This window comes from Micromonospora sp. NPDC005197, assembly GCF_040608295.1.
GTDB lineage: Bacteria > Actinomycetota > Actinomycetes > Mycobacteriales > Micromonosporaceae > Micromonospora.
Genome location: NZ_JBEXHY010000023.1, coordinates 21,432 through 41,522, shown reverse-complemented (window position 1 = coordinate 41,522; position 20,091 = coordinate 21,432). Strand labels below are relative to the sequence as shown.

The following is a 20,091-nucleotide window of genomic DNA, read 5'->3' as shown; positions in this document are numbered from 1 at the left end:
CCACGGGTCCGGTCGGCGCTCACCCATGCACACCGCCCCGTACGGGCCGGTGAGATCGCAACAGGAGCGAAACAACTGTGGCCGTAAAGATCCGGCTCCTGCGGATGGGCAAGATCCGCAACCCGCAGTACCGCATCGTCATCGCCGACTCGCGCACCAAGCGTGACGGTCGGGCGATCGAGTTCGTCGGGGTTTACCAGCCCAAGGAAGACCCCTCGATCATCGAGGTCAAGTCGGAGCGGGTCCAGTACTGGCTGTCCGTCGGCGCCCAGCCGAGCGAGGCGGTGCAGCGGCTGCTGGAGCTGACCGGTGACTGGCAGAAGTACAAGGGCCTGCCGGCCCCGCCGCCGCTGAAGGTCAAGGCCGAGCAGGTCGACCGCAGGGCCGCGTACGAGGCTGAGGCGAAGGCCGCCGCCGGGCTGGCCCCGGAGACCCCGGCCAAGCCGGCCAAGAAGGCCGCGAAGGCCGCCGAGGCTCCGAAGGCTGAGGCGCCCGCCGAGGCCCCGCAGGCTGAGGCTCCGGCCGAGGCGCCGAAGACCGAGGCTCCGGCCGAGGCTCCGGCTGCCACCGCCGACGCCGGTGAGCAGGCCTGACATGCCTCTGCGTCCGGCGTTGGAGCACCTGGTCAAGGGCATCGTCGATCACCCGGATGACGTCCGGGTCCGGATGGTCGATTCCCGTCGGGGCAAGCGGCTGGAAGTCCGCGTGCACCCCGAGGACCTCGGCACGGTGATCGGGCGGTCCGGCCGGACCGCCAAGGCGCTGCGCCAGGTGATCGGCTCCATCGGCGGGCGCGGCGTACGCGTCGACATCGTCGACTCGTACTGATGCAGCTCGTCGTCGGAAGGATCGGCAAGCCGCACGGTGTCCGCGGTGAGGTCACCGTGGAAGTGCGGACCGACGAGCCCGAAGCACGGTTCGCCCCCGGTGCAGTGCTGCGCACTGAGCCGGGGGCGACGCCCCCTTCAGCCGCCGATGAGCCGGGCGTGCCGTTCCGGGTTCCCGCGAAGCTGACCATCGAGGAAGCCCGCTTCCACCAGGGTCGGGTGCTGATCGCGTTCGAGGGCATCCTGGACCGCAACACCGCCGAGGCGCTGCGCGGGACGCTGCTCGTGGTGGACAGCGCCGACGTGGAGCCTCCGGAGGATCCGGAGGAGTTCCACGATCACCAGCTGGTCGGGCTGGCCGTGGTCACCCCGACCGGTGAGCAGCTGGGTGAGGTGGCCCGCATCGACCACGCGCCGTCGTCCGACCTGCTGGTGCTGCGGCGCCCCGAGGGACGTACCGCGCTGATCCCGTTCGTCCGGGCGATCGTTCCGGAGGTCGACCTGGCCGGTGGACGTGTGATCGTCGACCCGCCGGCCGGACTGCTCGATCTTTAGGACCACCCCCATGCGCGTCGACGTCGTGTCGATCTTTCCGGAGTACTTCGCCCCGCTGGACCTGTCGCTGATCGGACGGGCGCGGGCCAACGGCGTACTCCAGCTCGCCGTGCACGACCTGCGGACCTGGACCCACGACGTGCACCGCACGGTCGACGACACCCCCTACGGCGGCGGCCCGGGCATGGTGATGCGTCCCGAGCCGTGGGGTGCGGCGCTGGACGCGCTCGCCCCGGCCGAGGCCCCGCCGCCCCGGCTGCTCGTGCCGTCGCCGGCCGGCGTGCCGTTCACCCAGGCCATGGCGCACGAGCTGGCCGCCGAGCCGCACCTGCTCTTCGCGTGCGGCCGGTACGAGGGGATCGACCAGCGGGTCCTGGCGCACGCCGCCACCCGGATGCCGGTCACCGAGGTGTCGCTCGGCGACTACGTCCTCTTCGGCGGCGAGGTCGCGGTGCTGGTGATCCTGGAGGCGGTCACCCGACTGCTGCCCGGGGTGCTGGGCAACGCCGGCTCGCTGGACGAGGAGTCGCACGCGCATGGGCTGCTGGAGGCCCCGATCTACACGAAGCCTCCGAGCTGGCGCGGGCACGACGTTCCGGAGGTGCTCCGCTCCGGCGACCACGGCAAGATCGCGCGCTGGCGGCGCGAGGAGGGGCTGCTGCGGACCGCGTCCCAGCGCCCGGACCTGCTGGCCGCGCTGCCGCCCGAGCGGCTCGACAAACGGGACATCGCGGCGCTGGAGCGGGCCGGATTTCGGCCACCGCCGGGGGATGTGGCAAAGTAGGGGGGTTGCCGCATCCGTCCGCGCCCGCGGGCGGCTGCGAGGATCCCCGACCGGGGTCGGCCCGCCGACCACCACCCGGGAATCAGAATCACCCACCCGCGCACCGAGTGACGGTGCGCCGTGAGCCTTACGAGGACGCAGCGATGAACATCCTGGACGCCCTTGACGCCCAGTCGAAGCGGACCGACCTTCCCGACTTCCGTGCCGGTGACACCGTCAAGGTGCACGCGCGGGTCGTCGAGGGCAACCGGTCCCGTGTCCAGATCTTCCAGGGCGTCGTGATCCGCCGCCAGGGTGACGGTCTGCGCGAGACCTTCTCGGTCCGCAAGGTCAGCTTCGGTGTCGGCGTCGAGCGGACCTACCCGCTCAACGGTCCGGGCATCGACCGGATCGAGATCGTGACCCGCGGTGACGTGCGTCGCGCCAAGCTCTACTTCCTGCGCGAGCTGCGCGGCAAGAAGGCCAAGATCAAGGAGAAGCGGGAGAAGCAGCCCAGCTGACTTCCCGCTCGCCACGCCGCCTGAGCTGCGCGTATGCCGTACCGACCAGACCGCACTACCCTGGTCGTACGGGCGCAGCCAGGCGGCGGCCCCGCCTTCGTGGCGGGCAGCTGTCCACTACCGCCCGTGGAGCCTCGACGAGGCTCCCGGGCGGTGGTGTTTCTGCGGACCGGGGAGTGGCGTGGTGCAGACGCTTGACGAGGACGGCACCGTCGATCCGTGGCGCCGGCGGGTGCGCCGCGGCCGCCGGCAGATGCCCCTCTGGCAGGAGCTTCCACTGCTGCTGGTGGTCGCGTTCTGCCTCGCGGTGCTGATCCGCACATTCCTGCTCCAGGCGTTCTTCATCCCGTCCGGTTCGATGGAGGACACCCTTCTGATCGGCGACCGGGTGCTGGTCAACAAGGTCGTCTACGACGTCCGTGACCCGGTGCGCGGCGAGGTGGTGGTGTTCCGGGGCACCGACCGTTGGGCGCCGCAGGTCGACGAACAGCCGCAGCCCGGGTTCGCCGGCAAGGTCGCCCGCACCGTCGGGGACCTGGTCGGGGTGAGCCGTCCCGGCGAGAAGGACTTCATCAAACGGGTGATCGGCCTGCCCGGTGACCGGGTCAAGTGCTGCGACTCCCAGGGTCGGGTCACCGTGAACGGAACCCCGCTCGACGAACCGTACGTGCTGCGCGACTCCCCGCTGGATCTGCCACCGAATCCGCAGGAGTGCCGCTCCCGACGCTTCGACGAGGTGGTCGTACCCCCGGGTCAGATCTTCGTGATGGGCGACCACCGGGAGGTCTCCCAGGACGCGCGCTGCCAGGGGCCGGTGCCGATCGACAACGTGGTCGGCCGGGCGTTCATGGTGGTCTGGCCGTCGTCGCGCTGGGCCGCGCTGTCGGTGCCCTCGACCTTCGACGACGTGGCCGCGCCGGCTGCCGCCTCCTCCGGGGCGCCCCCGGTCCGTCCGTCCCCGCAGGGCGGTGTGCTGCTGATTTTCCCGTTGATGGCCGCGCTGAGGGGTTCCCGCGCGTTCCGGACGGTGCCGTCCGGCCCGGCAACGTAGGCTCCTTGGCGTGATTGACGAGCAGACCGACAAGCCCCGCAGCTCCTTCTGGAAGGAGCTGCCGATCCTGCTGGGTGTGGCGATCCTGGTCGCGGTGCTGGTCCGCGCCTTCGTGCTGCAGACCTTCTTCATCCCCTCCCCGTCCATGGAGAACACTCTCAAGATCGATGACCGGGTGTTGGTCAACAAGCTGGTCTACGACTTCCGATCGCCGCACCGCGGCGAGGTGATCGTCTTCAAGGCGCCCACCGAGTGGAGCGGCAACCCCGACGGTGAGGACTTCATCAAGCGGGTGATCGGCGTCGGCGGCGACCACGTGGTCTGCTGCGACGCACAGGAACGGCTGATGATCAACGGCAAGTCGCTCGACGAGCCGTACATCTTCTCGATCGACGGGGTCCGCGACAAGCCGGCCGACCAGGAGTTCGACATCACCGTGCCGAAGGGGCGGCTGTGGGTGATGGGCGACCACCGGTCGGCCTCGGGTGACTCGCTGGAGCACTGGCAGCAGTCCAACCAGAACATCACCGAGGCCACGATTCCCGAGGGCGAGGTGGTCGGGCGGGCGTTCACCGTCTTCTGGCCCGTCAACCGGGCCACCTGGCTGACAGTGCCCGATCAGTTCGACGGCATCGGAAAGCCGTAGAACCGGCGGGGGCATGGGCGATCGGCCGCACGTCTGGCAGGCTGGTGCGGTGACCGTCTACACCCCTCGACGCGCGGCGCGGGTGCTGCTCGTCGACGCGGCCGGCCGGGTCCTGCTGTTTCAGGGCTTCGACCCGGCCCGCCCGGAGCACCGCTACTGGTTCACTCCCGGCGGCGGGCTCGACGAGGCGGAGTCCCCGTCGACCGGCGCGGCACGGGAGTTGGCCGAGGAGACCGGGCTGCGGGTCGATCCCGCCGAGCTGGGCGAGCCCGTCTGGTCCGACACGACCGAGTTTCCGTTCGACGGCGACTGGTACCGCCAGGAGCAGGATTTCTTCCTGCTCCGGGTGCCGTCGTGGCAGGTCGACACCGTTGGCTTCAACGACGTCGAGCAGCGCAGCATCGCCGGTCACCGCTGGTGGCTGCCGGCCGAGCTGGCCGCCAGCGGCGACCGGTACTACCCGCCCGAGCTGCCCGACCTGCTGGCCCGGCTCCTGCCGCCGGCCGTCGAGGCGTCGTGCTGACCCCGCCGCGCACCGTCGTGCGCCGGGAGGCCGGCCTCTACGCGCTGGAACGGGCGCTGCAACGGCGCGGGTTCCGGCACGTGGCTGGCGCCGACGAAGCCGGCCGGGGCGCCTGCGCCGGCCCACTGGTCGCCGCCGCGGCGGTGCTGCCGGAGGGGCGACGCGGCGAGATCGACGGGCTGGCCGACTCCAAGCTGCTCACCCCGGCCAGCCGGGAGCGGGTGTACGCCGAGGTCGTGGACCGCGCCCTGGCGTACGCCGTGGTGGTCATTCCGGCCGACGAGGTCGACGCCCGGGGTCTGCACGTGTGCAACCTGGCCGCCATGCGCCGGGCGCTCGCCTCGCTCACCACCCGACCGGAGTACGTGCTGACCGACGGCTTCGGCGTGGACGGCCTGGGCGTGCCGGGGCTGGCGGTGTGGAAGGGCGACCGGGTGGCCGCCTGTGTGGCGGCGGCCAGCGTGCTCGCCAAGGTCACCCGCGACCGGATCATGGTGGAGCTGGACGGGGTGTTCCCGGCGTACGGCTTCGCCGAGCACAAGGGCTACATCACCCCGGAGCACAGCGCGGCGCTGCGGGAGCACGGGCCGTGCCGGGAGCACCGCTTCTCGTACGTCAATGTCGCAGCGGTCTCCGGCCGCGACGGCCGGCCGCCGCGCGCCCGACGGCCCGTCGGCCCGGCGTCGGACGAGCCGATGGAGCGCTCCTGGGCGTCAGGGGGTACCGTCGGCGTGGCGTTGGGCGAGCAGCCTCGGCCTCCGGCGCCGGTGGGGGAAGATGTGGTCATGGAAGGCGGAGTGCGATGAGCGCGGAAGATCTCGAAAAGTACGAGACCGAGATGGAGCTGCAGCTCTACCGGGAGTACCGCGACATTGTCCGCCAGTTCTCCTACGTGGTGGAGACGGAACGCCGGTTCTACCTGGCCAACCAGGTCGACCTGCACGTGCGCAACTCCGACGGCGAGGTCTACTTCGAGGTCGAGATGCACGACGCCTGGGTGTGGGACATGTATCGTCCTGCCCGCTTCGTGAAGAACGTCCGAGTGATGACTTTCAAGGACGTCAACGTCGAAGAGCTGGAGAAGCCCGACATCTCGCTGCCCGCCGACTCCGGCTTCGGCGGCTGACGACCCTCGGCCACGCCACGGTCCCCCCATCCGTGGCGCGGCCCGCCGCGCCGGTCACTCGGCCGGCACCACGACCTCGACGCGCTGCACCAGGTTGTTGGCGAAGCCGCCACGGTTCCACGGCTGCTCGACCGGCTGGGTCCGCCCGGACGCGTCGGTCGCCCGCGCGCTGAGCACGTACCGACCCGGCGTCGCCGTCCACTCGTGCCGCCACCGCCGCCAGGCGAACTCCCCGCCCGTCGCCGGGTCCAGCTCGGCCGGCGCCCAGCTCGCCCCGCCGTCGACGCTCACCTCCACCGCGACCACCGGGGCATGCCCCGACCAGGCCCGACCGTCCAGAGTGCATGGTCCCGGCGGCAGCACCCGGCGGCGCGTCATGAAGTCGGGAAAGCCCGGCGGGCGGACCAGCGCGCGTGGCTCGATCCGGGTGACCGGCACGCCCGGGTCGTCGGCGTCGCGACGCAGCCGGTACGCCACCGCGTTCTGGTAGCCCTCGAACGGCTCCGTCCGGACCTCGATCGAGTGCAGCCACTTCACGTGCGCCATGCCGTACCAGCCCGGCACGATCAGCCGCAGCGGGGCCCCGTGCTGCGGCAGCAGGGGAGCGCCGTTCATCTCGTACGCCAGCAGCACCTCCTCGCGCAGCGCGTCGGCCACCGGCAGCGCCCGCTGGTAGTCCTGCTCGACGCCGCGCTCGACCCCGTGGTCGGCGCCGGTGAAGACCACGTCGACCGCGTCCGCGCCCAGGCCCGCCTCGCGCAGCAGCGGCGCGAGGGGGGTGCCGGTCCACTCGGCGTTGCCGACCGCCTCGACCAGCCAGGGCTGGCTCACCGGCCGGGGGTGCAGCAGAGCCCGGCCGTTGCCGGCGCACTCCATCGTGACCCGGTGGGTGACCCGGGGCCGTTCGCGCAGGTCGGCCAGCGTGACCGTCAGCGGTCGGTCCACCGCGCCGCCGATGGTCAGTGTGTGCGCCGCCGGATCCAGCTCCGGAATGTCGTAGTGGATCAGCAGATAGTGCAGCCCGGCCGGGGTGACGTCGTACCGCAGCGCCTCCAGCGGAAGGCCGTGGTTGCGGGCGGCGAGCTGCAACTCGTCGGCACTGATCGCCTCGTCGGGCTCGGCGAGCCGCGACGGGCCGCTCACGTCGGCCGCCCTCGGCCCCCGGTCATCGACAGTGGTCATGCGATGCCTCCCCGGTGCAGACGGCGGCACCCGCCGTACGCGGCCCAGCCTAGGCCCTTCGTGGCGGCCCGGTGGTGGTGTCCTGGGCCGGTTGGCGTCGGGCCGGGACAGCGCTCGCATAACAGATCATCGAGCCCTTCGGTGGTCGTCCACAGCACCTCCGGTTGTCCACAGCTTCGTCGGCCGGGCTGGCGGACGAGTCGGCCTCGGCCGGAGGCTGCCGTCATGCGACCGCCACCCGTCGACTCGATCCGCCGCACGCTGCTGCTGTGCGCCGCGCTCCCGCTCGCACTGACCGTCCAGCTCTGCGGGCTGGCGGTGCTGGTCGCGGCGGTGCCCGGCCAACCACCGACGCCGACAGTGCCGGTCGCGGCCGTGACCGACCCGCCCGCCGATTCAGCGCCCGCCGAGCGGTTCCGCTGGCCGGTCGACGGGCCACCTCGTCCGGTGCGCCGGTTCGACCCGCCGCCCCGACCGTGGCTGCCTGGCCACCGCGGCGTCGACCTGGCCGCGCCGGCCGGAGCGGTGGTCCGTAGCGCCGGGCCGGGCAGCGTGCTCTTCGCCGGCCTGGTGGCCGGTCGACCGGTGGTCACCGTGGGGCACGCCGACGGGCTGCGGACCACCCACGAGCCGGTCCAACCCGTCGTACGCGTCGGCCAGGCGGTCACCGCCGGCACGCCGCTGGGCGAACTGCTGCCCGGGCATCCGGGTTGCCCGGCCGAGGCGTGCCTGCACTGGGGCCTGCGGCGGGGCGAGGAGTATCTCGACCCGTTGGCCCTGCTCGGCCTCGGCCCGGTGCGACTGCTCCCGGTGCGCCCGCCTCCGCTCGGTCGGGCGGGAGACGGTCAGCGCTGGGCGAGCAGCGCCGGCAGCCGCACGGCCAGCCGTTCGTACTCGTCGGCGGCGTTGTAGACCTGACCGGTGAGCCGCAGCCATCCGCGACCGTTCCAGCTCATCACCGCGACCTCGGCGGCGAGCCGCTCGCCGATCCGCGCCTGCAACGCCCGCGCCGCGTCGATCGTGGTGCCCGTGCCGGGCGGCAGCGGAATGAGGCGCAGGGCCACCCCCGGTCCGCCGGGGTCGGGCAGATCAGCGGGGGCCACCCCGAGCGCGTCCCCCACCACCCGCTGACCGTACGCGGCGAGCGCGGCGTTGTGCGCCCGTACCCGGTCGACGCCGAGGCTGCGCAGCGTGAACAGTCCGGCCGGGGCGGCCAGCCAGGAGGTGTAGTCGAGGGTGGCCTGCCATTCGAGCCGGGCCGGGAAGCCGGCTTCCTGCTCCCACGAGACCACCAGCGGCTCGATCCGCTCCCGCCACTGTGGGGCCACCGCCAGCAGGGCGGTGCCGCGCGGGGCGTACCCCCACTTGTGCAGGTTGCCCGCCCAGAAGTCTGCGCCGATGCTGGCGACCGTGGTGGCCAGCATCCCGGGGGCGTGTGCCGCGTCCACCAGGACGGGCACGCCGCCCTCGTGGGCCACCCCGACGATGGCGGCGATCGGGAAGAGCCTGGCGGTGGCGGAGGTGAGCTGGTCGACGACGAGCAGCCGCGTCCGCCCCGGGCGCAGGCCGGCCCGGATGGTCTGCACGATCTGTTCGTCGGTGGCGGCCAGCGGGATCGGCAGGACGCGGCTGACCGCGCCGGTGCGCCGGCACTCCCGCTGGATGGCCAGGCTCACCGCCCCGTACCCGTGGTCGGTGCTGAGCACCTCGTCACCGGGTTTCAGGCCCACCGACTGAAGCACCACGGCGACGCCGGTGGTGGTGTTGCCGATCAGCGCGCTGCCGTCCGGGTCGGCGCCCAGGAACCCGGCGAGGTGCCGGCGGGTGTGCGCGATCCGGTCGACGAGCCCCTGGGTGAAGAAGCGCAGCGGGTTGGCCTCCATCTCGTCGCGCAGCCGCTGCTGGGCTCGCTGCACGCCGATCGGCACCGCGCCGAACGATCCGTGGTTGAGATGGCTGACCGCCGGGTCCAGGGAGAACAGCAGGCGGGCGCCCGGGATCGGCTCGGGGGGCTGCGGGACGCTCACCCGATGATCGTAACCGTCGAGCGACCCGCCCCCTCGGCCCTTGATCAGGCGCGGGGATGTGCCTGCCGGTAGGCGGCGCGCAGCCGTTCCACCGAGACGTGGGTGTAGATCTGCGTGCTGGCCAACGACGAATGGCCGAGCAGCTCCTGCACGGCGCGCAGGTCGGCCCCGCCCTCCAACAGATGGGTGGCGGCCGAGTGGCGCAGCCCGTGCGGGCTGGTCCGGGGAAGGCCGGCCGTCTCGGCGTACCCGCCGACGATCTGTCGCGCGGTCGTCGGGTTGAGCCGGCCACCGCGAGCCCCGAGCAGCAGCGCGTCGCCGGAGCGGGCACCCGCCAACAGCGGTCGGCCCCGGCGCAACCACTCGTCCAACGCCCGCTGCGCGGGCACCCCGTACGGCACCGAGCGCTCCCGCCCGCCCTTGCCGAACACCCGGATCACCCGGCGACCGTGGTCGACGTCCCCGAGGTCCAGCCCGCACGCCTCGCTGACCCGCACGCCGGTGGCGTAGAGCAGCTCCAGCAGAACCCGGTCGCGCAACAGCACCGCCTCGGCGGCGGCCGCGTCCGGCGCCGCAACCGTCATGGCTTCCGTCGTGATCGTGGCGGGTGCGGTCGTCGGCTGCCGGGCCGGTGCCTCCACCAGGGCGGCGGCCTGGTCGGCGCGCAGGACGCTGGGCAACTCCCGGTGAGCACGAGGGCTGGCCAGTGCGGCGCCCACGTCGGAGGGGAGCAGCCCGGCGCGGTGCGCCCACGCGCTGAACGCCCGCGCCGAGGCGGCCCGACGGGCCAGCGACGTACGGGCGGCGCCGGTGGTCCGTTGCCGGGCCAGCCAGCTCCGCAGCACCGACAGGTCCAGCTCGGCCACCTCCAGGCAGCCCATCCGGACGGCGTGGTCGAGCAAGGCGACCACATCGGTCACGTACGCGCGGACGGTGTGGGCCGACCGGTTGCGGACCCGGGAGAGGTGCTCGGCGAAGTCGTCGACCGCGTCCCGCAGCGCCGGCGGCAGCTCCTGGTGGGTGGCCCGGGTGCCCCGGGTGGACCGGCTCACCGCCGCCGCGCCGATGGCGGCGTTGCGATGGCTGCACCCCCACTGACAGTTGGCACGGCACCAGCGTACGGCCGAGAGCCGCGCAGCGTTCGCCACGATGGTGCCGGTGTCGCCACCACGCCCGTGCACTGGGGCAGTTCGTCCGTTTATGCGCCGCCCCTTCGGCTTGGTGGCCGGGGCGAGGGCGCAGCCGTCGTCGCGGCCACCACCATGGACGGCCCTTCAGCAACGACAGCTTTCGCCTAGACGAATAAGTCCTAACTCAAGACGGGGCTGGGGCTGCGGCGAAGGGCGCCGGTCATCCGCTGTGGCTGCCCGTCGTGTCGATGTGCTGTTGAGCGGTATACCTCAGAGGTATGAATATGACTCTGAGGTATACCGCTTACGACCGCATCCGCCCCCACGGAGGTGACCGAGGGTCACCGCCGGCCGCCGGCTGCGCCAACCGCCGCAGCAAAGGTTAGGAATTATTTGTCTAGGCCTTAAGGTGGCGGGACGGACCTGGAGCTGGTCCGCCTGAAGCGGCAGATAGCCGGCGGCGGCGTGGAGTGGCTGATCCCCGCCGTGACGGAGCGCGGGAAGCCCGGCCGCCGCTTCGGTCCCCCGAAGGCAGGGAGACGGCCCCGGGTGCGGCTACCGCCCCGGGGCCGCTCCGTGTCTCGGGAGGGCCTCCGGACGGGCGGAAGGACCTACTCCTCGTCCCCGCCCGGTGGCGAGTTTCGCGGCGGGCGGGGGTGCCCCTCCGACCCCGACCCGGGAGGTTGACGTGGCACCAGACGACGAACTAAACCGACTAACTGAGCGGGTCCCAGCGGGCACCCGGGGTGGTCTTCGGCTCGGTGAACTCGGTCCTGAACAACGCGCATCCACCCCTGCGCCGGTTGAGCCGCTGGTCGCCGGTTCGGTACCGGGGAATCCAGCGGTGAGCGACCTTCAGCGGCACGCCCCGGTCCGACCGTTCTGGTTCTGCGCGGCGGATGCCCAGCCCTGGCCGTGTGGTCGAGCCCGCGCCGATCTGGCCGGCGAATACGCCGACGAGCCCCGGTTACTGGCGGTCGACATGGCTGATTGCTTGGGGGAGGCGACCCGGGACCTGTGCGGGCTTTACCCGGAGCCCCCGAACCCAGTCGAGATGTACGCCCGCTTCCTCGGCTGGGTCCGGCACCTCGCGATCAACCGGTTCCGCAATGCCGGCCGGTTCCCGCTATAGCGCAGTAACGCCGAGCTTTCGTTCCTCCGGTCGGGGACTCACGCATATCCGTCGGACGGCGGAGATGGCCCCCGCACGGCCGAGTATCCGCCGCCGCAGTCCACACTGGTGCCGGTGTCGCCACACCCATGACTGTGCGCCGTGGCGGTTCGTTGCTTATCCGCCGCCCTTCGGTGTGGTGGCCGGGGCGAGGGCGTAGCCGTCGTCGCGGCGCACCACCATGGACAGCTCCTCCAGCAGCGACAGCTTGCGCAGCGCGGTACGCACGTTCACGCCGGCGCGGGCGGCGAGCGCGTCCACTCCCCGTACGCCCCGGCGGGGCAACGCCTCCAGCAGCGATCGGGCGTCGTCATCCAACGCGTCGGTCGGCCGCTGCGGGCCACGGGCCAGCGGGGCCAGGTCCGCGCCGACCCGGCCCACCTCCTCGAGCACGTGCGCCACCCCGGTGACCAGCCGCACCTCGGAGCGCTCGCGGAGCAACTCGTGTGCGCCGACGGACATCGCCGAGGTCACCGGCCCGGGCACGACCATCGCGACCCGTCCGGTGTGGATGGCCCGTCGGGCGGTCTGCGTCGCGCCGCTGCGCGCCGACGCCTCCACCACGACGGTGCCGAGGGTGCCCCCGGCGATGACCCGGTTGCGGATCAGGAACCGGGGGCGTAGCGGCTCGGCGCCGGGTGGCCACTCGCTGACCAGCAGCCCCGTGTCGGCGATCCGGTCGAAGAGCGCGGTGTTGCCCATGGGATACGGCCGGTCCACCCCGCAGGCCAGCACCGCGACGGTCAACCCGCCCGCGTTGAGGGCACCCCGGTGGGCTGCCGCGTCGATGCCGAACGCGCCGCCGGAGACCACGGTCCAGTCCCGCTCGGCCAGCCCGTACCCCAGTTCCGTGGCGACGTGCTGGCCGTAACCGGTGGCCGCCCGCGCGCCGACCACCGCCACCGAGCGCTCCAGCGCCTCGCCCAGCGGCCAGGCTCCGCGTACCCAGAAGCAGAGCGGCGGCGCGGTTTCACCGTCCACCCGGCGGGTGGCGTCCGGCAGCCGGAGCGTTTTCAGGCCGGCCACCCGGGCCGGCCACTCCGCGTCGTCGGGGGTGACCAGGCGGGCACCGAGCCGGTCGGCCCGCTCCAACGCCTCGGCGGCGACCGCCCGCGCGTCACCGGCGGCCGACCGGGCCGCCACCGTGCTGTGCAGCCAGCCGTCGGGGCTGCCGCCGTCGAGCAACAGGTCCAGTGTGGCCACCGGACCGAGTCGGTCGACCAGCTGGTACACCGCCCGGGTGCCCGGCTCGGCCAACCAGGTCAGCGCCACCCGGGCCAGTCTGCTCTCCTCGTCGGCGCTCATGCCGCCTCCCCTGTCCGTAGTTGGATCGCCTCTCGTACGTCGTCGCGGTCCGGCCGGTCCCGGCCGTCCAGGTCCGCGATGGTCCAGGCCATCCGGATCACCCGGTCGAAGCCCCGTGCCGAGAGCGAGCCGGAGTCGAGCCGGCCGCGCAGCTCGGCGGTGACCAGCGCCGGTAGCCGCCACGGCGGGCGGCGCAGGAGCGGGCCGTCCACCTCGGCGTTGAGTCGCCGCCCGAGGCTGGCCCAGCGGTTGGCCGCCGCGCGGCGGGCCGCCGCGACCCGGGCGGCGACCGTGGCCGAGGACTCGGCGTCGCCGACGGACGCCATCAGCTCCGCCGCCCGTACGGGCATCAGCCGCACCTGCACGTCGATCCGGTCGAGCAGCGGCCCGGAGAGCCGGCCCAGGTAGCGACGGCGGACCAGCGGCGAGCACTCGCAGTACGCGTCGCCGGACGGCTTCGCGCACGGGCACGGATTGGCGGCCAGCACCAGTTGGGTCCGGGCCGGGTACTCGGTGCCGCCCCCGCTGCGGCTCAGCTGGATGCGGCCGTGCTCCAGTGGCTGGCGCAGCGCCTCCAGCGCGCCCTTGCTGAACTCCGGCGCCTCGTCCAGGAAGAGCACCCCGCGGTGGGCCAGCGACACCGCGCCGGGGCGGGCCAGCCCGGAACCGCCGCCGACGAGGGACGGGATCGTGGCCGTGTGGTGCGGTGCCTGGAACGGCGGGCGGCGCAGCAGTTGACCACCCGGTGGCAGGAGCCCGGCGACCGAGTGCAGTGCGGTCACCTCCAGCGCCGCGTCGTCGTCCAGCTCGGGCAGGAGTGACGGCAGCCGCTCGGCCAGCATCGTCTTGCCGGCGCCTGGAGGGCCGAGCAGCGCGATGTGGTGCCCGCCCGCCGCGGCGACCTCGAGCGCCCGCCGGCCCAGCTCCTGCCCGGCGACCTCGGCGAGGTCGGGGCCGCCGGGAACCGGTGCCGGGGCGTCCGGCGGTGGTTCGATCAGCGGGCTGCCGTCGCGCACGAAGGCGACCAGCCGGTGCAGCGTGTCCACCGCCCGCACCCGTACGCCGGGGATGACCGCGGCCTCGGCGGCGTTGCCGGTCGGCACGATGACCCGTTCGACGCCGGCCCTGACCGCGGCGGCGACCATCGGCAGCACCCCGCGCACCGGCCGGACCGTCCCGTCCAGTCCCAACTCGCCGAGGACCACGACCCCCTCCAGCGGAAGCAGCGGTAGCTCACCCGAGCCGCCCAGCAGCGCGGCGGCGATGGCCAGATCGAACGCCGAGCCGAACTTCGGCAGCGTGGCCGGCAGCAGGTTCAGCGTGATCCGCCGGTTCGGCCAGCGTTGGCCGGAATTGACCACGGCGGCCCGGACCCGGTCGCGGGCCTCGTGCAGGGCCGTGTCCGGCAGGCCGGAGATCACCACGGCCGGCAGGCCGGCGGCCAGGTCCGCCTCGACCTCGACGAGGTGGCCGGTGACGCCGACCAGCCCCACGCAGAGCACCTTCGCGTAGCTCATGACGCGTCACCGATCCGTCGGCGGCGCATCTCAGAACGCGCCCTTGAGGTGATCGACCTGCGCGGGACCGGCGGCGGGCAGTCGTACCGACAGCACGTCGAACCGCACCTCGTCGGCGCTCGTGCCGGTCTCGGCGAGCCAGATCGCGGCGAGCCCGCGCAGGCGACGGGCCTTGGCCGGGACGACAGCCTCGGCCGGTGTGCCGAACACATCGCCCCGACGCGTCTTCACCTCGCAGAACGCGAGCACCGGCCCGTCCCAGGCGATGATGTCGATCTCGCCTTGCGGGCAGCGCCAGTTCCGGACGATCGGGCGTAGCCCCGCCTCGCTCAGGTGCCGGGCGGCGCACCGCTCGCCGTACGCGCCGACCGCCTGGTTCCGCTTCGTCATGGCCGCGACGGTGCCCGTCCGAGTGCGGGCGTCGCGACCCCACGACGGCCCGGCTGTGGACGACGGGTGTCCTGTGGACAACCGGACGATCAAGCCCGGGCTGTGCTATGCGGCGACCCCGACCCGGACGCCGTGCCGCACGCCTCCCCGCTGATCGCTGGCGGCCGGCCGGGCCGAAATGGCGCGGGCGTGGCCGGTCGCATACGGTGCCTGACGTGGACGGACGACGGAGCTTTCCGGAAGATCAGGAGTCGCGCTGGTATCCCGACGAGCGGGGTCGCGGTTACGGCGATTCCGAGTGGCGCGGTGCGGGTGAGCCGCGATACCGGGACAGCGAGATCCCCGAGCAGCGCGGCGGCGAAGACGGTCGATCCGTCGAGGACACCGGCGTCGGCCGACGCCGGGAGCCGGATTCGACGCGCTTCGGCGCAACCCCGGAGCTGGGCTCGGGCCGATTCGGCGCGGTGGACGCGGGCCGCTTCGGTGGCCCGCCCGAGTCGGACTCGGGCCGTCTGAGCGCGGTGGACGCGGGCCGGTTCGGTGGCCCGCCCGAGTCGGACTCCGGGCGGTTCGGCGCCGTCGACGCCCAAGCGGGGATGTTCGGCAGCGGCGAGGCCGACTCTGGACGCTTCGGCGCGGTCGACCCGCTGGGTGACGCGCGTACGGACGGGGACGGTTACCGGGCGACCCGCTCGCGCAGGGCGGATCGGGACCCCTCGGAGATCTCCGGGGAGCTGCCCGGCCGCCGAGCCGCCCGAGAGTCGCTGAGCCCCGCCGCGCCGGAGGTGGCGCGAGACGCCACGCCGGAGGCCGCCCGAGACGCCGGGTCAGCGGCCGGCAGAGATGTCGGGCCAGCGGCTGGTGTGCTCGCCGACCAGGCTCGGCCCGCCCCACTCGCCGGATATCCGATCATCGAGCCGAACCGGGGCGGCGGGGAGCAGCCGCACCCGCTGGAGATGCCTACCGGCCCGATGCCGGGGATCGGCCCGCGGCCCGACCTGCCCGCCGGCGAGCCGCCGGTTTACCCCCAGCCGGCAGACGGTGTCTACCGGACCCGTCGCCCGGCGTTGGCCGCGCTCTTCGCCCTGCTGGCGTTGATCTTCGAGGTCCCCGCGCTGCGGGTGTTGCTGGCGGGCGTGACCGGCGACCCGCTGGACGCCGGCAACGTCGTGGTGGGCATCTGCCTGGTCGCCGCGCTGCCGATCTTCGCATCGGGACTGTACGGGCTCAAAACCGGCGGAATGGCGCTCTCCGACAGCGGACGGGGCTGGCTGCGCCCTCCCACGGCGTACCTGACCGTCGGCCTGGTGCTCTTCGTCGCCGCCGCCCTCGCCGCCGGCTGATCCCCGCCCGGCCGCCCCGCCCGGCCCGGCAGCCCGGCCCGGCAGCCCGGCCCGGCAGCCCCGCTCGCGCGCACCCGGGGGCCGTCGGGCGGGGGAGGGGCGTACACTGGCCAACTGGCGACCGCCTCGCGCGGTCGACCTCGCGCGCCCTCTTCACGAATCGTCGTGAAGCGACGGCCTCCCTGGTCCCGATCTTGATCGGGCCCACCATGGGCCGGCGACCAGGCGCCAGGACGCCCGGCCACCGGCCGGGCGTGACAACCAGGGATCTTGAGGAGTACCCCAACCATGGCCGTCGTGACCATGCGTCAGCTGCTGGAGAGCGGTGTCCACTTCGGGCACCAGACCCGGCGCTGGAACCCGAAGATGAAGCGCTTCATCATGACCGAGCGCAACGGCATCTACATCATCGACCTGCGCCAGACTCTCGACTACATCGAGAAGGCGTACGAGTTCGTGCGTGGGACCGTCGCCGAGGGTGGCAGCATCCTCTTCGTCGGCACCAAGAAGCAGGCCCAGGAGGCCATCGCCGAGCAGGCGACCCGGGTCGGTCAGCCGTACGTCAACCACCGCTGGCTCGGTGGCATGCTGACCAACTTCCAGACGGTGTACAAGCGGCTCCAGCGGATGAAGGAGCTGGAGGGCCTGGGTGACCTCAGCGGCACCGCCGCCGGTTACACCAAGAAGGAGACCCTGCAGCTCTCCCGCGAGAAGATCAAGCTGACCCGCACGCTGGGTGGTCTGCGGGACATGCAGAAGCTGCCGGCCGCGGTCTGGATCGTCGACACCAAGAAGGAGCACATCGCCGTCGACGAGGCCCGCAAGCTGGGCATCCCGGTGATCGCCGTTCTCGACACCAACTGCGACCCGGACGAGGTCGACTTCCCGATCCCGGGCAACGACGACGCCATCCGCTCCGCCGAGCTGCTGACCCGGGTCGTCGCCGCCGCCGTCGCGGATGGTCTGATCGCGCGTTCCGGCCGTCGTCGGGGCAACGACGAGAAGCCCGAGGGTGTCGCGAGCGACGAGCCGCTGACCGAGTGGGAGCGCGAGCTGCTGGAGCCGAAGAAGGCCGACGAGTCGGCCGCTGCCGCCGCCGAGCAGCCCACCGAGCAGCCCGCCGCTGCCGCCGCCGAGCAGCCCGCTCCGGAGCAGCCGGCGCAGGCCGCCACCGAGCAGCCGGCGGCCGCCACCGCGGAGTGACCCGCACCGTCGCTGCCCGTTCGTCCGTTTTCCGAAGACGGCGGGCAGCGACGGTACGCCGGGCACGATCCGCCCGGATCCGGGTAACCGGCACCTCTGACCATCCACACGCCGTCTCAACACCGAAGAGAGAGCCATGTCCCAAATCACCGCCGCGGACGTCAAGAAGCTCCGCGACCTCACCGGCGCCGGCATGATGGACAGCAAGAAGGCGCTGACCGAGGCCGAGGGCGACTTCGACAAGGCCATCGAGATCCTGCGCGTCAAGGGCGCCAAGGACGTCGGCAAGCGGGCCGGCCGTACGGCGGCCAACGGCCTGGTCGCCCACTCCGGCAAGGCGCTGCTCGAGCTCAACTGCGAGACCGACTTCGTCGCCAAGACCGAGTCGTTCATCGCGCTGGCCCAGCAGCTGGTGGAGCACGGCGAGCGTTCCGGCGTGAACAACGCCGAGGAGCTGCTCGCCTCCGAGCTGGACGGCAAGGTCGTCGCGGACCTGGTCCAGGAGCAGTCCGCCAAGATCGGCGAGAAGCTGGTGCTCAACCGGTTCGCCAAGGTCGAGGGCACCACCGCGGTCTACCTGCACCGCAAGGCGCAGGACCTGCCGCCGGCCGTCGGCGTGCTGGTGTCGTACACCGGCAAGTCGGACGAGGCGGGCGACGCTGACGCCCGGGGTGTCGCGATGCAGATCGCCGCGATGCGGCCGAAGTACCTCACCCGGGACGAGGTTCCGGCCGAGGTCGTCGAGTCCGAGCGGCGCATCGCCGAGCAGACCGCCCGCGAGGAGAACAAGCCCGAGGCGGCCCTGCCGAAGATCGTCGAGGGTCGGGTGAACTCCTTCTTCAAGGACTACGTCCTGATCGAGCAGTCGTCCGTGGCTGACAACAAGAAGACGGTGAAGCAGGTGCTGGCCGAGGCCGGCATCGAGGTCACCCGCTTCGTGCGGTTCGAGGTCGGCCAGGCCTGAGCCGCCACCGGGCGCCGCGCGCGCCCGTGGGCGCAAGACGTCGACGAGGAGGCCGCCGGTGTACGTGACAGGCACCGCGGCCTCCTCGTCACATAGGGTCGGCAGCGGCAGGTTCGCGGTAACGCGTCGCGCGGGGCGTGCGCGTGGGGGAAGGCGGGGCGGATGACGCAGGTTGTGAGTGACCGGACGCTGGCGGTGGACGATCCGACGGCGCCGCCGCCGGGACGGGCCCGCCGGGTGGTGCTGAAGCTCTCCGGTGAGGTGTTCGGTGGCGGCGCGATAGGCGTCGACCCGGACGTCGTCCAGGCCATCGCCCGACAGATCGCCACCGTGGTCCGCCGCGGCGTACAGGTCTCCGTCGTGGTTGGCGGCGGCAACTTCTTCCGCGGGGCGGAGCTGCAGAAGCGCGGCATGGACCGGGCCCGCGCCGACTACATGGGCATGCTCGGCACCGTGATGAACTGCCTCGCCCTTCAGGACTTCCTGGAGAAGGAGGGCATCGAGACCCGGGTGCAGAGCGCGATCACGATGGCCCAGGTCGCCGAGCCGTACATCCCGCTGCGGGCGATCCGGCACCTGGAGAAGGGCCGCGTGGTCATCTTCGGCGCCGGCGCCGGGATGCCGTACTTCTCCACCGACACGGTGGCCGCCCAGCGGGCGCTGGAGATCCGGGCCGACGTGGTGCTGATGAGCAAGAACGGCGTGGACGGCGTCTACACCGCCGACCCCCGGATCGACCCCACCGCCAGCAAGCTCGACTCGATCACCTTCTCCGAGGTGCTGCGCCGCAACCTGCGGGTGGCCGACGCGGCGGCGTTCAGCCTCTGCATGGAGAACGGCCTGCCGATGCTGGTCTTCGGCGCGCAGGGTGACGACACCATCATCCGCGCGGTGGGTGGCGAAAAGATCGGCACCCTGATCACCGCCTGAGCCCCGCCGGTGGCGACGGCAGCAGCGGTCTGACGACTTTCAGCAAGGCCCACGACGAGCACAGAAGGAGGCGAGGAGACCGGTGATCGACGACACCCTCCTCGAGGCCGAGGAGAAGATGGAGCGTGCGGTTGAGCACGCCAAGGAGGAGTTCGGCGCCATCCGTACCGGTCGCGCCAACGCCGCCATGTTCTCCAAGGTCATCATCGACTACTACGGCACGCCCACGCCGCTGACGCAGATGGCGTCCATCGCGGTTCCCGAGCCGCGGATGGCCATCATCAAGCCGTACGACAACTCGCAGATCAACGCGATGGAGAAGGCGATCCGCGACTCGGACCTCGGGGTGAACCCGAACAACGAGGGCAACCAGCTGCGCATCCTGCTCCCACAGATGACCGAGGAGCGCCGCCGCGACATGATCAAGGTGGCCCGGCACAAGGGCGAGGAGGCCAAGGTGGCCATCCGCAACGTCCGCCGCCGCGCCAAGGAGGAGCTGGACCGGATCGTCAAGGACGGCGAGGCCGGCGAGGACGACGGTCGCCGCGCCGAGAAGGAACTGGACGACCTGACGCAGCGCTACGTCGCCAGCATCGACGACCTGGTCAAGCACAAGGAGACCGAGCTGCTGGAGGTCTGAGGCCCGACCCGGCGTCCGCCGGGTGAGCAGCCGACGTGAGGCCCGCCCCCGATCCGGGGACGGGCCTCGTGCCGTCTGCGCGTCAGCGGGGGATCCGGACGGTACGGGTCGTCTCGGTCAGGGTCGTTCCGACGTACGCGTCGTGCAGCTCGAAGCGCACGGTGGCCCGGCCCGGGTGCAGCACCGGGCCGCCCCGGTAGAAGCCCATCGAGATGCTGGCGGTGCCACCGTCGCAGACGATCTCGCCGGGCCGCCGTGCGGCCGCCGCCGTCGTGGC

General features: G+C 72.6%; 24 protein-coding genes. 17 read left to right on the top strand and 7 right to left on the bottom strand.

All coding sequences use genetic code 11. From position 1 onward, the window contains the following. The first annotated feature begins 77 nt into the window (after positions 1 to 77). The 10 genes from rpsP (at position 78) to ABZU46_RS11315 (ending at position 6,012) form a co-directional block, all read left to right on the top strand. Positions 78 to 593 (top strand): 30S ribosomal protein S16, encoded by a 516-nt coding sequence (rpsP, locus tag ABZU46_RS11360; RefSeq protein ID WP_354856395.1) that lies wholly within the window; start codon positions 78 to 80, stop codon positions 591 to 593. Position 594: 1 nt separating this feature from the next. Beyond that, positions 595 to 828 carry an RNA-binding protein gene (locus tag ABZU46_RS11355; protein WP_013284588.1) on the top strand — a complete coding sequence of 78 codons (234 nt, stop codon included), beginning with the start codon at positions 595 to 597 and terminating at the stop codon, positions 826 to 828. Continuing rightward, the gene (rimM, locus tag ABZU46_RS11350) at positions 828 to 1,382 is read left to right on the top strand and encodes a ribosome maturation factor RimM (RefSeq protein WP_354856392.1); all 555 of its coding nucleotides are present in this window, start codon (positions 828 to 830) and stop codon (positions 1,380 to 1,382) included. The genes ABZU46_RS11355 and rimM overlap by 1 nt, the downstream gene beginning before the upstream one ends. Positions 1,383 to 1,392: 10 nt before the next feature. Continuing rightward, positions 1,393 to 2,166, top strand: coding sequence for a tRNA (guanosine(37)-N1)-methyltransferase TrmD (gene trmD / locus ABZU46_RS11345; protein WP_354856390.1), 774 nt, complete (start codon positions 1,393 to 1,395; stop codon positions 2,164 to 2,166). A gap of 143 nt (positions 2,167 to 2,309) precedes the next feature. Continuing rightward, positions 2,310 to 2,666, top strand: a complete 357-nt coding sequence (gene rplS, locus ABZU46_RS11340) for a 50S ribosomal protein L19 (RefSeq protein WP_354856388.1) — start codon at positions 2,310 to 2,312, stop codon at positions 2,664 to 2,666. A 181-nt stretch (positions 2,667 to 2,847) separates the two neighbouring features. Next, positions 2,848 to 3,717, top strand: a complete 870-nt coding sequence (lepB, locus tag ABZU46_RS11335) for a signal peptidase I (RefSeq protein ID WP_354856386.1) — start codon at positions 2,848 to 2,850, stop codon at positions 3,715 to 3,717. Between the two features lie 10 nt (positions 3,718 to 3,727). After that, complete coding sequence (gene lepB / locus ABZU46_RS11330; protein ID WP_354856385.1) at positions 3,728 to 4,363, top strand: signal peptidase I; 636 nt, start codon at positions 3,728 to 3,730, stop codon at positions 4,361 to 4,363. A gap of 49 nt (positions 4,364 to 4,412) precedes the next feature. Beyond that, on the top strand, positions 4,413 to 4,886 hold the full coding sequence (locus tag ABZU46_RS11325; RefSeq protein ID WP_354856384.1) for an NUDIX domain-containing protein: 474 nt from the start codon (positions 4,413 to 4,415) through the stop codon (positions 4,884 to 4,886). Then, entirely contained in the window at positions 4,880 to 5,692 is an 813-nt protein-coding gene (locus ABZU46_RS11320) for a ribonuclease HII (protein ID WP_354856383.1), read from the top strand. Before ABZU46_RS11325 ends, ABZU46_RS11320 begins: the two co-directional genes overlap by 7 nt. After that, on the top strand, positions 5,689 to 6,012 hold the full coding sequence (locus tag ABZU46_RS11315; protein WP_007075222.1) for a DUF2469 domain-containing protein: 324 nt from the start codon (positions 5,689 to 5,691) through the stop codon (positions 6,010 to 6,012). The genes ABZU46_RS11320 and ABZU46_RS11315 overlap by 4 nt, the downstream gene beginning before the upstream one ends. A 54-nt stretch (positions 6,013 to 6,066) precedes the next feature. On the opposite strand, the gene ABZU46_RS11310 is transcribed toward ABZU46_RS11315, so the two are convergent. Continuing rightward, positions 6,067 to 7,194: a sulfite oxidase gene (locus ABZU46_RS11310; RefSeq protein WP_354856382.1), complete on the bottom strand. Its 1,128-nt coding sequence runs from the start codon at positions 7,192 to 7,194 to the stop codon at positions 6,067 to 6,069. Between the two features lie 225 nt (positions 7,195 to 7,419). Here ABZU46_RS11310 and ABZU46_RS11305 point away from each other — a divergent pair, with 225 nt between their 5' ends. Continuing rightward, a complete protein-coding gene (locus ABZU46_RS11305; RefSeq protein WP_354856381.1) occupies positions 7,420 to 8,106 on the top strand; it encodes a peptidoglycan DD-metalloendopeptidase family protein in 687 nt (228 codons plus the stop codon). Here the strand turns inward: ABZU46_RS11305 and ABZU46_RS11300 are convergent. Further along, positions 8,040 to 9,221, bottom strand: coding sequence for an aminotransferase class V-fold PLP-dependent enzyme (locus ABZU46_RS11300; RefSeq protein WP_354856379.1), 1,182 nt, complete (start codon positions 9,219 to 9,221; stop codon positions 8,040 to 8,042). The genes ABZU46_RS11305 and ABZU46_RS11300 overlap by 67 nt on opposite strands. Before the next feature lie 44 nt (positions 9,222 to 9,265). Continuing rightward, entirely contained in the window at positions 9,266 to 10,273 is a 1,008-nt protein-coding gene (locus ABZU46_RS11295) for a tyrosine recombinase XerC (protein ID WP_354856430.1), read from the bottom strand. A 922-nt stretch (positions 10,274 to 11,195) separates the two neighbouring features. Here ABZU46_RS11295 and ABZU46_RS11290 point away from each other — a divergent pair. Then, a complete protein-coding gene (locus tag ABZU46_RS11290) occupies positions 11,196 to 11,483 on the top strand; it encodes a flavin reductase (RefSeq protein WP_354856377.1) in 288 nt (95 codons plus the stop codon). Between the two features lie 156 nt (positions 11,484 to 11,639). Here ABZU46_RS11290 and dprA read toward each other — a convergent pair whose 3' ends face one another. From dprA to ABZU46_RS11275, 3 genes are read right to left on the bottom strand one after another with little or no spacing between them, the layout of a single operon-like run. Then, entirely contained in the window at positions 11,640 to 12,827 is a 1,188-nt protein-coding gene (gene dprA, locus ABZU46_RS11285; RefSeq protein ID WP_354856375.1) for a DNA-processing protein DprA, read from the bottom strand. After that, a complete protein-coding gene (locus ABZU46_RS11280) occupies positions 12,824 to 14,344 on the bottom strand; it encodes a YifB family Mg chelatase-like AAA ATPase (protein WP_354856373.1) in 1,521 nt (506 codons plus the stop codon). Before ABZU46_RS11280 ends, dprA begins: the two co-directional genes overlap by 4 nt. Positions 14,345 to 14,374: 30 nt before the next feature. Continuing rightward, the gene (locus tag ABZU46_RS11275) at positions 14,375 to 14,734 is read right to left on the bottom strand and encodes a YraN family protein (RefSeq protein ID WP_354856371.1); all 360 of its coding nucleotides are present in this window, start codon (positions 14,732 to 14,734) and stop codon (positions 14,375 to 14,377) included. Between the two features lie 215 nt (positions 14,735 to 14,949). Here ABZU46_RS11275 and ABZU46_RS11270 point away from each other — a divergent pair, with 215 nt between their 5' ends. From ABZU46_RS11270 to frr, 5 genes are all read left to right on the top strand, one after another. Next, the gene (locus ABZU46_RS11270; RefSeq protein ID WP_354856369.1) at positions 14,950 to 16,077 is read left to right on the top strand and encodes a hypothetical protein; all 1,128 of its coding nucleotides are present in this window, start codon (positions 14,950 to 14,952) and stop codon (positions 16,075 to 16,077) included. A 288-nt stretch (positions 16,078 to 16,365) separates the two neighbouring features. Further along, positions 16,366 to 17,280 carry a 30S ribosomal protein S2 gene (gene rpsB, locus ABZU46_RS11265; RefSeq protein ID WP_354856368.1) on the top strand — a complete coding sequence of 305 codons (915 nt, stop codon included), beginning with the start codon at positions 16,366 to 16,368 and terminating at the stop codon, positions 17,278 to 17,280. Positions 17,281 to 17,416: 136 nt separating this feature from the next. Continuing rightward, positions 17,417 to 18,244 (top strand): translation elongation factor Ts, encoded by an 828-nt coding sequence (tsf, locus tag ABZU46_RS11260; RefSeq protein ID WP_354856366.1) that lies wholly within the window; start codon positions 17,417 to 17,419, stop codon positions 18,242 to 18,244. Between the two features lie 162 nt (positions 18,245 to 18,406). Further along, on the top strand, positions 18,407 to 19,174 hold the full coding sequence (gene pyrH / locus ABZU46_RS11255) for a UMP kinase (RefSeq protein WP_354856364.1): 768 nt from the start codon (positions 18,407 to 18,409) through the stop codon (positions 19,172 to 19,174). Positions 19,175 to 19,256: 82 nt separating this feature from the next. Beyond that, the gene (gene frr, locus ABZU46_RS11250) at positions 19,257 to 19,814 is read left to right on the top strand and encodes a ribosome recycling factor (protein WP_354856362.1); all 558 of its coding nucleotides are present in this window, start codon (positions 19,257 to 19,259) and stop codon (positions 19,812 to 19,814) included. Positions 19,815 to 19,896: 82 nt separating this feature from the next. On the opposite strand, the gene ABZU46_RS11245 is transcribed toward frr, so the two are convergent. Continuing rightward, positions 19,897 to 20,022: a hypothetical protein gene (locus ABZU46_RS11245; protein ID WP_354856360.1), complete on the bottom strand. Its 126-nt coding sequence runs from the start codon at positions 20,020 to 20,022 to the stop codon at positions 19,897 to 19,899. Positions 20,023 to 20,091: the final 69 nt, after the last annotated feature.